Origin of the sequence: Chitinophaga costaii (assembly GCF_900094705.1) — a bacterium.
Taxonomy (GTDB): domain Bacteria; phylum Bacteroidota; class Bacteroidia; order Chitinophagales; family Chitinophagaceae; genus Chitinophaga; species Chitinophaga costaii.
This window is the reverse complement of the sequence record NZ_FMAR01000017.1, coordinates 105,668-120,813: the sequence shown is the minus strand read 5'-3', so window position 1 is coordinate 120,813 and position 15,146 is coordinate 105,668. Positions and strand designations below refer to the sequence as shown.

Genomic DNA, 15,146 nt, shown 5'->3' with positions numbered 1-15,146 from the left:
GTTACTAACGAACGGCTCACCGAAGCTGGGTATGTATCCCTGACCGACTGTTACCTGAAAGCTCGGAACTAAATTAAGGAACCGCCGTATACCGATCGGTACGTACGGTGGTGTGAGAGGACAGGTAGGGAATTAATCCCTACCTTCCTACTCGATTGTTTTTCCCCTAACTTTGCGCCCCATGGAACAGCAGTTTGACTTGTCATTCGAGAACACCGGCATCGCTTTCGAAGCCAAAACCAACCAGCAATTAAAAAAAGCCAACTTTTTGTTTTCCGCCATGGGCCGGCCTTGGCTGGTAAAAGTGGGTGCTGCCGCCATGCCCCTGGCCTTGAAAATAGGACTGCCCATTAAAGGGCTTATTAAATCCACCATTTTTTCCCAGTTCTGCGGGGGGGAAAATATGCCCGAAGCTGCTGCTGCCTCCGAAGTACTAGGTAAATACAACGTGGGCGTAGTATTGGATTATGGGGTAGAAGCTATGGAAGGAGAACACAATTACGATCATGCAGTGGAAGAATTTACCCGCGCCATTCGTTTCGCCGCCGGTAAGCCCTACATTCCCTTTATCGCCATTAAAGTAACCGGTTTTGCCCGCTTTTCCCTGCTGGAAAAGGTAGCCTCCGGAAAGCCCCTATCCAGCGCTGAGCAGGACGAGTATGATCGTGTACACCTGCGTATTAAAACGATCTGCGAAGCTGCCGCCAAAAACAATATCCGCGTACTCATAGATGCCGAAGAATCATGGATACAACCTCCCGTAGATGAACTGGCGGAAGCCATGATGGCCCTCTTTAACCAGGGTACGCCCGTGGTGTACAATACTTACCAGCTCTACCTGCACAGCCGCCTGGCCGCCCTGAAAACGGCGGAAGAAAATGCCCGGGAAAAAGGATACCTGCTGGGCGCCAAACTAGTACGCGGCGCTTACATGGAGAAAGAACGGAAACGGGCATTGGAAATGGGTTATCCCAGCCCTGTGCAGCCCAATAAAGCCGCCACAGACAACGATTACAACGCTGCCGTACAATTTTGCATAGAACGCCTGGATAGCCTGGCCGTATTCATCGGAACCCACAACGAAAATAGTTGCATGCTGGCCGCCCGCCTCCTGCAAGAAAAAGGCATTCCCCCACAACACCCCCATGTAAATTTTTCCCAGTTGCTGGGCATGAGCGATAATATCACTTTCAACCTGGCGCACAGCGGTTATCACGTGTCTAAATACCTGCCCTATGGCCCGGTGAAAGATGTAATGCCCTACCTGCTGCGCCGCGCCCAGGAAAACACCTCGATCGCCGGTCAAACTGGCCGCGAACTAGGCCTCATCCGTAAGGAAATAAAGCGCAGGGCCAGTGAACGGTAGGCTTCCAGCCATTACCCAAAAAATGTTATGCACACGATGTTTATAAATGCTAAGGCGCGACCCTGGAAGGGCCGCGCCTTCGTTCAAAATATAAACTATCTTAGCCCGTAGATTATTTACCATGGAACAATATCTCCACCTCTTACAACATATCATCGATACCGGCGCGGTGAAAACAGACCGTACCGGCACCGGCACCACCAGCGTGTTTGGCCACCAGTTGCGTTTCGACCTGCAAGAAGGTTTTCCGCTGCTCACTACCAAAAAACTGCATCTCAAGTCTATTATTTACGAATTGCTCTGGTTCCTGAAAGGAGATACCAACGTTAAATACCTGCAGGAGCATGGCGTACGCATCTGGGACGAATGGGCCAACCAGAATGGCGACCTGGGCCCGGTGTACGGCAAGCAATGGCGCAGTTGGGAAACCCGCGACGGGCGCACCATAGACCAGATCACAGAAGCCCTTCACACCCTCAAAAATAATCCGGACTCCCGCCGCATCATCGTAAACGCCTGGAACGTGGGCGATCTGCCGCAAATGGCCTTAAGCCCCTGCCACTGCCTGTTTCAGTTTTACGTGGCCAATGGTAAACTCAGTTGCCAGCTTTACCAGCGCAGTGCAGATGTGTTCCTGGGTGTACCGTTCAATATCGCCTCTTACGCTTTGCTCACGCTCATGATGGCCCAGGTTTGTGGCCTGCAACCAGGCGAGTTCATTCATACTTTTGGCGATGTGCATTTGTACAGTAACCACATAGAGCAGGCCCGCCTGCAACTTTCCCGTACCCCCTTTGACCTGCCAGTAATGCAACTAAACCCTGGTGTGAAAGATCTGTTTGATTTCAAATATGAAGACTTTACCCTGCTGCATTACCAAAGCCATCCCGGCATCAAAGCCCCGGTGGCGGTGTAAATTTTACTAGAAATTAAACGTACAGATGACTATTGCTTTTATCGTAGCCGCTTCGCTGAATAACGTGATTGGAAAAGACAATCACCTGCCCTGGCATTTGCCCAACGACATGAAATATTTTAAGCAAATGACCACCGGCCACCCCATCGTAATGGGGCGCAAAACTTTCGACGAGCTGGGTAAAGCATTGCCTAACCGTGAGAACATTGTCATTAGTCGCAATAAAGATTTTAAAGCGCCTGGCATACAGGTAGTGCCTTCGCTGGATGCCGCGCTGGAACTGGCCAGCCACTATAGCAACGGAGAGATTTTTATCACCGGCGGCGGCCAGATATTTCACCAGGCATTACCCCATTGTCACCGCCAGTACATTACCCGCATCATGGGCAACTATGAAGGTGATGCCTTCTATCCACCCATCGATGCATCGCAATTCAGGCTGGTAAAACAAGACTACCACGAGCCAGATGAAAAACACGCCGTAGCCTACGATTTCCAGGTGTGGGACCGGATTGAAAAATGAAATAATAATACCTATAAGGGCAAGCATTTTGGAATAAAAAGCGAAGACCAGGGGTGTATCCAGAACCCGACTAAGGATGAATGGTCCGGGAAAAATCATTCATGGGTCAAACCAACTAGCCAATAAGCTTTCCAAAGTAACAATGCCTTTAAAGCACTTTTGACCAAAATGATCGGTGTTCATAAGCGGCTACACGATGCAGGAAAGAAGCTCCCACACTATCACATCGAAAAGGAATTAAACTTTAAAGGGAATCGAGCCATATTTAACGACTACTTTAAAAATTATATCAGAAACCCTCCCGAATTGTAGAATTAAGAGATCGCACCTGGGAGAAATATACGAGTTTCATTGGCCATTTGGACAAGTTTAACCTCAAGTTGTCATTCGATGAAATTGATGTAGAAATGGCCGCACGCATTCGCAACTATTTGACGAAGTGTCGGCTTCCCCGAACTTCGGCCACAAGAATTAGACTTACCATTTAGTTACCACAGAGAAGGTTCCCAAGCCTTAAGTCGCCAGAATAAAACCCTCTTTGCTATTCCCGACCTCGGTGGGCTGGTATTTGTAATTTAATATGCCAGAATAACCATGAGTACTGCCGGGAATTTGCGCCAGTTTTTTAATAACATCAAGGCAACAACATATTGTGAGAACGTAGAAAGTATTCGTATTGCGCAAAAGGCAGTTTTGATATATCCAGGTTAAAAGTACGCAGGAAATCCACTAATGCCCGGTTAAGGAAATCATTATTTCCCCCAACGTTTCCAGTGATGACCTCTAACTCTGCTTTGGTAATTACTTTAGTTTCCGGAATTCGGCCCTGAATCCGCAGGTGATAATATGTTGAGCCTGTAACATCACTCCATGCAAGTTCAATGATATCACAATGCCTGATCCACATTAATTCCTTCTGATGGCCAGGTTCTAAGGATGGGATTGTCGCCCATTTGGATCCAAGATTTTTCTTTTCATCCACCCACAACCGTGCAAATATCTGAACTGCCGGGGAACTTAAGCTATGGATTACCCAGTGCTCATCGGAAGGAAGCATACTTTCTGCTACCCGTTCCTCCCCAATGGTCAAAATAGGAGGTGCTTTTGGGGGGGGCGTAGGGATCGTTAATACTTCTGTAGGAAACAAGGGCGGTATTGCCCTTGCAGTAAGCAATGGTTTCGTAGGGGCAACGGCGGCAAATTTAATTTCTTGCACATCTTGCAGTTTGTGCAAAAGTGAAATATAGCTGGCATCGTCTTTAATATGAAGCACCGTACGGTTTGCAAAGCCAAGCGGTAACAGGTCGTCACTGAAAGGCTCAAAGGATACCAGGATGTATTTATTTGGGAATTTGTCGATTTCTGACAGTATGGCCCTGTATTCGAAAAATACACCCCCCTTTTCACTTTCAGCTTTTTTTTTGTAGCCCTGGGAGAGCACTACAATGACCTTGCTCGCGTTTTGTATACTACGCAGCATCATCGTCTTTAGTTCCAGTGCCGTCTCATCCTGCATCTCCTTTTTGTCCATCGTGGCATTTTCTCCGCTTTCTAGTAAATTGTTTGTGAGGCTGAGCACCTTTTCATTGTGTTCTTGCTCTTCCCAGCTATACGTTACGAACACTAAATCGCTGGGCACATCCACCTTATCATTGACGGGTGGAGCATACGCAAATTTTGTCTCGGCCACTGTATCTGTTACAGGGGGTGTTGGGTCAGGTACCGGATGCCAGCTTGCCCTGCGTTGTATGGTTTGTTCCTTACGAATAGTTTCCTGGTCTTGCCTGAATTGGAGATATTCTACGAAGATTTTTTGTGTAAGGTGTTGGGAGTAAAATACCTCGTCCACACCGTCCCAACCTTTGTTTGCGCTCAACCATAAATTGAAGCTGTAGTTTACTTCTGAAAGGCGAATGGCAAAACTCATCTTATTAGACAATTCACCAAAAGTCCCCTGACTGGCCGCCTCCCTGAACAAACTTTCAAAGTTGGAGAATATCTTTTCTATCGATTCTTCTCCATCATCCTCCATTTCGGCAAAAATCTGTTCTACCGGTACTCCATATCGAAGAGCATTGGTAAACCCAATACCCAGCCTCTGGAAAAGCTGTGCACGCTTTTCGTCCCGTCGTGCAAATTCCTTTTCAGGTGTGTCATCAGGAAAAGCCAGAAATCGTTTTTGTATACCTAGCATGACCCGTTGCTGTTCTTCTTCCATGAAATTTACAGGATATCCTCCACTCCATTTGAGCATAGTACCCAGCAACACGTGGCGCTCAAGATCGGATAAAGGCAAATTTTCCAAATGTCCAAATATGTCCTCTGGCCGTGCACGGTCTCTTTGAGCTTCAGTAATTTCCTTATATGATAAATTCATGATGGTCCTTGCATCAAATACCCTGGCCCCTTCACCAGCTGTGAAGTAGACTATAATCTCATCAACTAATTCCTGATTAGGAATGTTATCTTTATTCTGGTAAAAGGATAAGTCATGATCGAAAGAATACGGACGTAGATCCCGTTCCATAAACACTAAAGTTTAATAAGGAATTTAAAAATGTATTAATTAGCGAACAAAACCTTGAATCCATGTTTCAAGCGCGTTGCAATGGGCTTGCGGGGGCTAACAGTTTACTCTCGGCCTTTCTGATCTTCTTCCCATTTTATGTTAAAGCATCATTAATAATCAATATTGTTCTCCGGTCAGGTGCCAAGGTCATCAACTTTGCAAAACGGTGAAATAAATGCTGGCTTGCAAATAACGCCACTATCACGTCATCTATACTGCATTATTCTAGGACAAGGCGTCTATGATTTTAAGTTTTAATTCTTCAGAATAATCATCTTCATTTATAATTGAATCGATTATTTCGTGAAGAAAATTTTTGTCAATCAGATTGTCAGCTACGGAAACTGCGATATTTTCCATTTCGATCATGAACCTTGAAGCCAAAACATCGAGTCCGTTTACTTCTAAAAAAAATGCCCCAAGTGCTATGGAAGTCCGTTTATTGCCATCCTCAAAACAATGCCCTTTGTTCACAGCGAATACCAGGTGAGTAAGCTTATCGATATAACTGGGATAGTAGTCGTCATTAGTTATATGATACAATATACTTTCAAGAGCCCCCCGATTTTTGACCCCTTCAAAACCGCCGGAGATTTTTAAAATTTGATCGTGGGTAGTGATAGCATGATTTACATCAAAATATATAAACCCCATGCTACCTGTCTTTTAACCGGATGAAAATTTCTTTGTTTTCTACAATTCTTTCTTCAAGTGCTTTGCTTTTTTCACCTAAGAATTTGTCAATATCATCCAAGCTGACGGTGTCAATATAGTCCTTGAGCTTTTCATGAAGGGCATCCCGGAAAGCCATGTCCCTGGTTGCCATCAGGACGCGCGCCTTTTCTTTGAGGGGTTCATATAGCTGTTCCGTCAACTGTTCGAACTCGTGAAAAAGTAGGTTTGCCTCTGATAGCCGTATAGGGTTACTTTCGTTTTGTTCGAACTTCTTCTTTAAAAAATCTGCGAAACCATTTTCATAACTGGCAATTAAATCAAGTACCTCCGAATACATGGTTGCGCGCACACTTTCTTTGGCATTGAGGCAGAGAATTTTTCGGTATTCTTTTGATTGTTCTCGGAAGATGCTCCGGTAGATCTTATCGGTAAGTTGAGCGTATTTAAATTTATTAGCCTGAATGTACTTATCCAGTGCATCTGTAAAGACTTTCCGGTAATTGAATTCGCGCAGTGCGCTGGGTAAAAATTCTTCCTCACGTTGGTTGATGTATTTTGTGGATCCGCCAAGTCGTTTATTCATCACATCAATTACGATGTTGAGGATGGCTGATCTTACCTGCTTTGCCCTTTGCGAGCCGGTCAGTAGCATACCAATGTTCAAGACGGATTTGAAGGTAAAGATGCCAAGACTGGGGGCCTTGTTTGCAACTAGTTCATTTTCATATATTTGCGATATGTCTCCGACATCGATGTCGGAGACATGGCTTTGTTCAAGGTGTTGGAGAAATGCCAGTCGAAGGCCCCGAAGGCGGGCGCCTTTAAAGAGTTCGTACCCATTGTTTTGCATTTCCTGGCTATGATTCTCTAGTAGACGTTCAATAGTTCTTACGTCCACCTCATAAAAGCGGGCCACTTGTCCCTTTGTGAACCTGAAACGTCCTTCAAATCGTACCCCCTCAAAACCTAAGTTATCATATACCGCTTTTATAGCGTCGTTATCTTCAAGTATTTTTTTTCGATCTACTGGTGATGTTGTTAAGTCTCTTGCCATGTTATAACCTATTTGTAGTGATTGTCATTACAAATGACTTTAACCTTGAAGGTACGACATTGATAGGAGATCTGTACTTTGCTAAGTCTCCGAAGTGAGGCTAGGAACACCATTTAACACTCTCCGGCCTTCGCTTTTTTAGGTTTGTTACCTGATCGGATGCTTTACCGAAAAATCACAGTACCCAAACCGTTGGTCAGTTCTTTTTCCAGTTTTTTCAAATGCTGATGCAGGGTCATGCAAGCTATCTGTGCCTCTACTTCGGTGGCGCTTTGCATTTCTTCCTGGTTCTCATCGATCATCTTTTTGATCTTACGGAGAATGAGGTAATTGGTGGTGGAGATTGTGTCGCGCAGGTAGGCGTTATCGCCAAACACGGTCTTGATCTCGAACTTGTCTACCCAGTTGTGGCTCAGCTCTGCCTCTTTATCTTCCAGGATGAGGGTTACCTGTTTGGAAATATCGGGATCCTGGTGGTAGAGGAACCATTTTTTATCGGGTAAATTTCCGTCGTCGTAAAAGGTTTTGTATTCACGCAGAATACGTTTTACCATTTCCCCGTTGGCCAGCGATTCAAAATCGTAGGGGAGGTGAAAAATATAGTCCGCCACGGTAGGATGGTTTTCATCGTTGAACGTTTTATCTCCAAAGCGCAGCAGTATTTTCACCAGTTCCTTTTCGTGTTTATCGTCAGTATTAAAAAAATCTTCCGTGGCCGTGTCCATCTCGGCCCCTTCCATGGCAGCCATGGCGGCCAGCGCTTCCGGCGATAAGTCGTCATTGGCGGCAGGCTGTGTTTGGGTAAACTGTTGCTCCCGTTTTTGCAAACGCTCGCGGATGTATTTGTTCACCAGGTTTACCATGCCCTGCTCGTCTATCTTAAGCAACTGGCTGCACTGGCGGATGTAGTCCTGCTGTTTGGTAAAATCTTCCAGCTTGTCAATGCGGGCAATAGTTTCTGCAATATCGTTCACCAGTTGCGACTTGCGAACGGAGTCTGTTCCCGCGTCCTGCATAGACACCTGGAGCTTAAAAAGAATAAAGTCCTGCTTATTATTGGCCACAAACTCCCGGAAAGCGGCGGCCCCGATTTTCTGTACGTAACTGTCGGGATCTTCCTTATCCGGAATGAGTACCACTTTTACATTTAACCCTTCCTCAATGGCCATATCCAGCCCGCGCAGGGCGGCCTTAATGCCGGCGGCATCGCCGTCGTACAGGATGGTAAGGTTTTTCGTGTATTTTTTGATGAGGCGAAGCTGGTCCTGGGTCAGTGAGGTGCCGCTGGACGCCACTACGTTTTCAATGCCCGCCTGGTGCAGCGATACCACATCCGTATATCCTTCCACCAGCAAGCATTCATTGAGCTTGTCGATAGAGTGGCGGGCAAAGTAAGTGCCATACAGCACCTTGTGCTTTACATAAATATCGTTCTCCGGCGAGTTAATATACTTAGGCGCCTTGTCCGACTTTACCAGAATACGGGCACCAAACCCCAGCACCTTGCCCGACTGGTTATGGATGGGAAAAATTACCCGTCCACGGTAATTGTCTACCGGCTGCTCGTAGCGGATGGAGACAAGTCCCGTTTTTTGAAGATATTCCAGGTTATACCCCTTGGCCAGCGCTGCCTTGGCAAAGGTGTCCTTTTCATTGGCACAATAACCCAGTTGAAATTTGCGGATGGTTTCTTCGCTAAAACCACGTTCCTCAAAATAGCTAAGCCCTACGTTGCGGCCTTCCTCGGTTTCGAAAAGGGCCTTGGTAAAATACTCCCGCGCAAAATTGTTGATGATAAAAAGGCTGTCCGCAAGCTGCAATTGGGCGCGCACTTCTGCGCTCACCTCTTTTTCCTCAATTTCTACATTGTATTTCTGAGCCAGCCATTTCAGGGCTTCCACATAGGAGTATTTTTCATGCTCCATGAGGAAGGTAATGGTATTGCCACTTACGCCGCAGCCAAAACATTTGTAAATTTCCTTGCTCGGTGATACGGTAAACGAAGGACTTTTTTCATTATGAAACGGACAATTGCCCAAATAGTTGGCCCCCCGCTTTTTTAATTTCACGAAAGAACCCACAATCTCCACGATGTCGATGCGGCTGAGTATCTGCTGTATAGTCTGTTGTGAGATCAAAGTTGGAATGATGTAAGTAGCAAATATCGGGAAAATTCAGGTAAGGTGAACCGCTTGGAGGGTTCAAAACATATATAATAATTATGTTATATATTAATTAACAGCTGCACCAGGCAAAAGCCACCACAGGTGGTGAAACCTGTTTTGATTTAGCTGCAAAAGCCGCTTCCGGCAGCGGGGGCAGCGTTCTAACAGGCTTTTTGGGGGCTGCTGTAACCTTTGCTGTTCCTTGGACGCTTTAACGGCAATATTCCCGTTTCCCATTTGGAGCAAGGCCATCTTCCACAAACGATGGAAATGCTGAAGTTTACAAATCGCTTGTTGACTTTAACAACCCAACACTTTGTGCCGCTTTTTAGCTGTTTACCTCATAAAAAAATACCATGAAACAATTTTACCTGCTCTTACTGTTATGTAACAATTGTTTAGACCCTACTGCCTGGGCGCAAGACAGCACCCTGCTAAAGCCAGTTCGCCACCACCGGCCATTTCCACCCAGGCCCCACCGCGCCCCGCCGTTCCAGGGCGATGGCGTTACGGTAAAACCTTTTCATAATCTCAAGGAAATATACCATTATCAGCGCCCAGATTATCATATAGGGCTACTGCTGGGTACCGATGTGCTGTCGCTGGTGGAGCCGGATGGAGGGCCCAGCGTTGCCGCGGAATACCGGCTATTTAAATTTTTGAGCGTGGGCCTTACCACTACTTTCCTGCTGTATAGTACGGGAGGGGACGATAAGGCCCCGACTACGATTTCCGGCATACGCTTAACGCCTGATATTAAATTTTTCCTGCCCGGGAAAAAAGATGCTTACCACCTATTCTTTGGTGTGCAAGGCTTGTACAAGCAGGCTAAATACTGGGGACATATTAACAACAAAGACGAAAAATATCCCGATGGTAGTTTTGTTCCGGAGGGCAACTACCGGCGTAGCAAATATATCTGGGGAATAAGTCCCACCTTTGGCATACAACATTATCTGGGCAAAGCACAGCGCCTCCAGTTAGAGTTTACGGTAGGCTTTGGCTTGCGCTACCGGTATGAGAATTGGTATGGCGTGGGTACGCCTACCGATGGCAATAATAGGGGCAAATGGTTGAATTTTTTCAATCCCGACATTGGCGGCAATATCCATATCCCACTGAGCCTGCGTTTTGTGTACCGGCTGTAATAGCCGGTGATTCCCTATATTTGGGACATCCAAAACTAATCTTATTTTCATCGCATGAAAGAAGTTTTTATAGTAGCTGCCGTACGTACGCCCATTGGATCTTTCAATGGCGCACTGGCCGCAGTTACTGCTCCACGTTTAGGCGCCATTGTCATAAAGGCCGCCATTGAAAAAGCAGGTATTGCACCCGGCCAGGTACAGGAAGTGTATATGGGTAATGTACTGAGCGCTAATCTGGGCCAGGCCCCTGCCAACCAGGCCAGTATTTATGCAGGACTGCCCAACACCGTGCCCTGCACCACGGTGAATAAAGTATGCGCCTCCGGCATGAAGGCGATCATGCTGGCCGCACAAAGCATTCTCCTGGGCGATAACGACATCGTAGTAGCCGGTGGCATGGAAAGCATGAGCAATGTGCCCTACTACCTGGATAAGGCCCGCAATGGATACAAATACGGTCATGGCAACATTACAGACGGCATTGTGCGCGACGGCCTATGGGATCCGTATAACGATTACGCCATGGGCAATGCCGGCGATCTATGCGCCTCTACCTATAAAATTTCCCGAGAAGAACAGGACGCCTACGCCATCCAATCTTACAAACGCGCGGCGGCGGCCTCCGAAAAGGGATATTTTAAAAAAGAGATCATTCCCGTAGCAGTACACGGCAAGCAAACCACGCTCGTGGCCGAAGATGAAGATTACAAAAAAGTGAACTTTGAAAAAATACCATCCCTGAAACCAGTCTTCACCAAAGACGGTACGGTTACCGCAGCCAATGCTTCTAACCTCAACGATGGCGCCGCCGCCGTAGTGCTGGTAAGCGGGGAAAAATTAAAAGCGCTGGGATTGCAGCCGCTAGCCCGCATCGTTAGTTTTGCCGATGCCTCCCAGGCACCGGAATGGTTTACCACCACGCCGGTAAAAGCCATCAACAAAGCGTTGGCCAAGGCCAATCTTACCATGGCTGATATGGATTTTACAGAGATCAACGAAGCCTTTTCCTGCGTACCCCTGGCCAACCAGCGCGAGCTGGGCCTGGAAAATGATAAGCTCAATGTTTGGGGCGGGGCGGTGTCCCTGGGCCATCCCATTGGCTGTAGCGGGGCCCGCATTGTGGTGACGCTCTCCAGTATTTTACAGCAGGAGGGCGGCCGCTATGGCGTGGCCGGTATTTGCAACGGTGGCGGCGGCGCCAGCGCCATCATCATCGAAAAAGTAGAAGGGTAGCAGCTATTTGGTTAAAAGATATTTTGAAATTACCAGCTATCAAAAAAGGTATCGGCTTCCAATTACGTTGGGAGCCGATGCTCTTTAAATAGCAAAATGCATACGCGGTAAATATTATTCCACCACAATCACCGTATCAAGCTGCTGCTGATCTGTGTAAATGTGCAGTTGTATGCTGTCAGCATTTATCCGCTTGGTTTTAATGTCGCTGGGCATTAAATAAGGGGCAATTACATCGTCCGTCACTTTTTCGAAGAGCCAATACTTGCCTTGCACCAGGCTGTAGGTAGGGTAGCGGGCGTTAATGACCGCCGTGCTGCATGTTTGTAGTGTATAATCATTATCTATGGGATACCGTTTAAATTCCCCGTCTACCAGTAACCAAATGCTGGCTACCACGGTAAATAACCGTAAGGGGGGCAGCAGCAATCCGCCCAGCAGGATAAAGGGGATGCTGTAAAACATGGCCAGGTAAGCTTTGCGGGCAGTACCCTTTTCCGTGCTCAGGCTGTACAAGATCATCCCAGAGCCGGCGTATAGCGAAAGAAATACCCTGCCTGTATAAATGCCCCTGAGTACATAACCGTTAAAAAACAGGATCACACACAAGGCGGAGATAATGCCCAGGAACAGGTGTATATACCACAGCACCTCCGTGAGCGATCGGTCCTGGTAGTGCTTAATCTTCATCGATACAGCAGCGAGGAAGCAAAAGGAAAGGATGGTAATCGTGATCATAGAACGGGATTTTCCAGGAAGGGAAAGGTTTAAGACGAATTTACATATAAAATAAATATAATGTAATAATTCCTTGGCTGCCAAAAGCTGCTGGGATAGCAAATGTTTCCCTGCCAGCGGGGCCTCATTTTGGAAATCCTTTGCATTTTCGTCAACAAACGATATTTTTGCCCTGCCTTTTTCAATAGGGCCATTTCAATATTTCAAACTTTATTAACAATAGCATGCGTCAGATAGCTTTCAGACAAGCGTTAAGAGAAGCCCTGCAGGAAGAAATGCGCCGCGACAGCCGCGTGTTTCTCATGGGGGAGGAAGTAGCAGAATACAATGGTGCTTATAAAGTTAGCCAGGGTATGCTGGAAGAGTTCGGAGATAAAAGAGTGATCGATACCCCGATTGCCGAACTGGGTTTCGCCGCTATTGGTGTGGGAGCAGCCCAGAACGGTCTGCGCCCTGTGGTGGAATTTATGACGTGGAACTTTGCTGTACTGGCACTGGATCAGATACTCAATACCGCCTCCAAAATGCTCGCTATGAGCGGTGGGCAGTTAGGTTGCCCCATCGTGTTCCGTGGACCAAATGGCTCTGCTGGCCAGTTGGGCGCGCAGCATTCTACTGCTTTTGAAAGTTATTATGCCAATATCCCGGGCCTGAAGGTAGTGTCCGTGTCCAACCCATACGATGCCAAAGGCCTGTTAAAAGCCGCCATCCAGGATAATGATCCGGTAATTTTTATGGAAAGTGAAGTAATGTATGGAGAACTGGGTGACGTGCCGGAAGAAGAATACATTATACCCATCGGCAAAGCCGACATCAAACGCGCTGGCCGCGATGTAACCATCGTATCTTTCAACAAAATGATGAAAGTAGCGCTGGGCGCTGCGGAAGAACTGGCCAAAGAAGGGATTGAGGCCGAAGTAATCGATCTGCGCACCATCCGCCCGCTGGATTGGTTCACCATACTGGAATCGGTTAAAAAGACCAACCGCCTGGTGATTGTAGAAGAACAATGGCCATTCTCCAGCATCTCTTCCGAAATCTCTTACCGCATTCAAAAAGAGGGTTTCGACTACCTGGATGCCCCCATCCGCCGCATCACTGCCGCGGATGCACCCATGCACTACGCGCCTAACCTGGTAAAACTTTACCTGCCAGATATTGAACGTACCGTGAAGCTGGTAAAAGAAGTGATGTACACGAAAAAATAAACGTTCTTAAACAGAAAATAGGAAAGTCCTGCCGCAAGGCGGGACTTTTTGTTTGCTGAAAATCATCCGCGCCGCCACGCCCCTTATAGGGTTGTTAACTGTTCCGACCATTGTAACGGCGCCGGTAGCTGCTGCGCACTGTATTCAATATGCACCACGCGCCTGGGCCGCCCGTTCGTAGTACGGCTGGAGGCGTGCAGGAGCAGGGGGCGCATCACCATCATGCCACCCTGGGGTACCCCGCAAACGGTTTCCACTTCTTCCTGCCAATCTATATTTTCCGGACGATAAATGCCCTTGCGATGCGAGCCGGGAATAACCCGTAAAGCACCATTCTGCGCATCCGTATCGTCGAGGTGGATGCGGACGGTAAAATTATTTTCCAGAATGGCTAGTGGAGGCTGCACCGCATAGTATCCCTGCTTCAGTGTCCAGGGGCCAAAACCAGGTACGTTCATCTTCTTGTTTACGGAGATCGTTAAATCCTGATGATAGGAAACAAACCAATTGGAAGTGCCGGACTTGTCGAAATAAATAGATTTTACTACGAAAAAACCTTCCCCAAAAAGCGCCCGCAGGGTGTTTTGCAGCACCGGGGTGAATACCAGCCCTTGCAAGCCCGGTATTTCCCGGAGCAACTGCCGGATGGCAAACAGATCGTTCGTTTGACGGAAAGCAGGGCTGGCATTGTTGGCAATATTAATCGCATGTGCCACCACTTCGCATTGCGTGGGGGTGAGCATATTTTCGATGACAGTAAAGCCTTGCGTTGCAATGGCCTGCTGGTGCTGATCAATTGAAATCATGCCCTAAAAATACGGGACCAATACATCATTTACAACATCCGGGGCAATGTCTGGCGTAGGATAGGCATCCTGTTTTCTTGCTTGCAAAATATTGTTGATAGCCTGTTCTACAATAAGGCATAAATCTTTAAATAAGATGTCTTCCCGCTGATGCCCGGCCATTTGTAGAATGCCCGGAAGATTGGCCTGGAACTCTTCAAAATCCCGCCATAACACGGCAATACCCGGAATGCCCTGTTTGTCGGAAGATGATTTTAACCAATGCCGGATCTTAGCAATTACATACAAGGGGCTGTTGTAATGCGCTTTTACATCTACTCCCCGCAAGTCTGTAATAAACTCCAGATAAGTATATTTATCGCGTTCAAAAATGAGGGCATTTTTCTGTCGGTGTACCCCTTTCCCAAAATGTTTGGCCCCGAAAAACAGGCCCAGTTCAAACGGCATATTCAGCCGTGGTAGGCCATGGCCATTAGCCTCCACCCGCGAAAGGTCATGAATGCTATACTGGCAATGGCGGATGTATCGGATAATTTTGTCCAGGCGGTAATCGGTAGCATTGTCCTCGCCTAAGGCACACTGCGGCACAAATCCGCAACGGTAAATGGTAAACACCATGGCCTGCAATAATGGCTCGTATTCGGTATCAAAAGGGCAGTTTATGAAAATAGAAAGAGGATATGGGTGTACCTGCATTGGTCAATGGATATTTTGGATAAAAAAAGCAGGATAGGACAAAAGATGG

Annotated in this window: 14 protein-coding genes; 7 read left to right on the top strand and 7 right to left on the bottom strand. The window is 47.1% G+C overall.

Going from position 1 to position 15,146, the window contains the following annotated elements:
• Positions 1 to 181 precede the first annotated feature (181 nt).
• The 4 genes from GA0116948_RS18755 (at position 182) to GA0116948_RS21825 (ending at position 3,293) form a co-directional block, all read left to right on the top strand.
• A complete protein-coding gene (locus GA0116948_RS18755; protein WP_089715058.1) occupies positions 182 to 1,366 on the top strand; it encodes a proline dehydrogenase family protein in 1,185 nt (394 codons plus the stop codon).
• Positions 1,367 to 1,487: 121 nt separating this feature from the next.
• Complete coding sequence (locus GA0116948_RS18750) at positions 1,488 to 2,282, top strand: thymidylate synthase (protein ID WP_089715056.1); 795 nt, start codon at positions 1,488 to 1,490, stop codon at positions 2,280 to 2,282.
• Between the two features lie 25 nt (positions 2,283 to 2,307).
• Positions 2,308 to 2,805, top strand: a complete 498-nt coding sequence (locus GA0116948_RS18745; RefSeq protein WP_089715054.1) for a dihydrofolate reductase — start codon at positions 2,308 to 2,310, stop codon at positions 2,803 to 2,805.
• Positions 2,806 to 3,110: 305 nt separating this feature from the next.
• Complete coding sequence (locus GA0116948_RS21825) at positions 3,111 to 3,293, top strand: phage integrase SAM-like domain-containing protein (RefSeq protein WP_165798387.1); 183 nt, start codon at positions 3,111 to 3,113, stop codon at positions 3,291 to 3,293.
• Positions 3,294 to 3,439: 146 nt separating this feature from the next.
• Here GA0116948_RS21825 and GA0116948_RS18740 read toward each other — a convergent pair whose 3' ends face one another.
• From GA0116948_RS18740 to dnaG, 4 genes are all read right to left on the bottom strand, one after another.
• The gene (locus GA0116948_RS18740) at positions 3,440 to 5,332 is read right to left on the bottom strand and encodes an SEFIR domain-containing protein (RefSeq protein WP_089715051.1); all 1,893 of its coding nucleotides are present in this window, start codon (positions 5,330 to 5,332) and stop codon (positions 3,440 to 3,442) included.
• 267 nt (positions 5,333 to 5,599) lie between these two features.
• A complete protein-coding gene (locus GA0116948_RS18735; protein ID WP_089715049.1) occupies positions 5,600 to 6,028 on the bottom strand; it encodes a type II toxin-antitoxin system death-on-curing family toxin in 429 nt (142 codons plus the stop codon).
• 1 nt (position 6,029) lies between these two features.
• A complete protein-coding gene (locus GA0116948_RS18730; RefSeq protein WP_089715047.1) occupies positions 6,030 to 7,103 on the bottom strand; it encodes a DNA-binding protein in 1,074 nt (357 codons plus the stop codon).
• Positions 7,104 to 7,267: 164 nt separating this feature from the next.
• Positions 7,268 to 9,241 carry a DNA primase gene (dnaG, locus tag GA0116948_RS18725; RefSeq protein ID WP_089715045.1) on the bottom strand — a complete coding sequence of 658 codons (1,974 nt, stop codon included), beginning with the start codon at positions 9,239 to 9,241 and terminating at the stop codon, positions 7,268 to 7,270.
• A gap of 383 nt (positions 9,242 to 9,624) precedes the next feature.
• Here dnaG and GA0116948_RS18715 point away from each other — a divergent pair, with 383 nt between their 5' ends.
• Together GA0116948_RS18715 and GA0116948_RS18710 are read left to right on the top strand one after the other, a co-directional pair.
• Positions 9,625 to 10,416, top strand: coding sequence for a DUF3575 domain-containing protein (locus GA0116948_RS18715; protein WP_089715040.1), 792 nt, complete (start codon positions 9,625 to 9,627; stop codon positions 10,414 to 10,416).
• Between the two features lie 54 nt (positions 10,417 to 10,470).
• A complete protein-coding gene (locus GA0116948_RS18710; protein ID WP_089715038.1) occupies positions 10,471 to 11,649 on the top strand; it encodes an acetyl-CoA C-acyltransferase in 1,179 nt (392 codons plus the stop codon).
• A 114-nt stretch (positions 11,650 to 11,763) separates the two neighbouring features.
• Here the strand turns inward: GA0116948_RS18710 and GA0116948_RS18705 are convergent, their stop codons facing one another.
• The gene (locus tag GA0116948_RS18705) at positions 11,764 to 12,387 is read right to left on the bottom strand and encodes a hypothetical protein (RefSeq protein WP_123891737.1); all 624 of its coding nucleotides are present in this window, start codon (positions 12,385 to 12,387) and stop codon (positions 11,764 to 11,766) included.
• Positions 12,388 to 12,611: 224 nt separating this feature from the next.
• On the opposite strand from GA0116948_RS18705, the gene GA0116948_RS18700 reads away from it, so the two are divergent.
• Positions 12,612 to 13,595 carry a pyruvate dehydrogenase complex E1 component subunit beta gene (locus tag GA0116948_RS18700; protein WP_089715035.1) on the top strand — a complete coding sequence of 328 codons (984 nt, stop codon included), beginning with the start codon at positions 12,612 to 12,614 and terminating at the stop codon, positions 13,593 to 13,595.
• Positions 13,596 to 13,678: 83 nt separating this feature from the next.
• Here the strand turns inward: GA0116948_RS18700 and GA0116948_RS18695 are convergent, their stop codons facing one another.
• Together GA0116948_RS18695 and GA0116948_RS18690 are read right to left on the bottom strand one after the other, a co-directional pair.
• Positions 13,679 to 14,401, bottom strand: coding sequence for a phytanoyl-CoA dioxygenase family protein (locus GA0116948_RS18695; protein ID WP_089715034.1), 723 nt, complete (start codon positions 14,399 to 14,401; stop codon positions 13,679 to 13,681).
• A 3-nt stretch (positions 14,402 to 14,404) separates the two neighbouring features.
• Entirely contained in the window at positions 14,405 to 15,097 is a 693-nt protein-coding gene (locus tag GA0116948_RS18690; RefSeq protein WP_089715032.1) for a hypothetical protein, read from the bottom strand.
• Positions 15,098 to 15,146 lie beyond the last annotated feature (49 nt).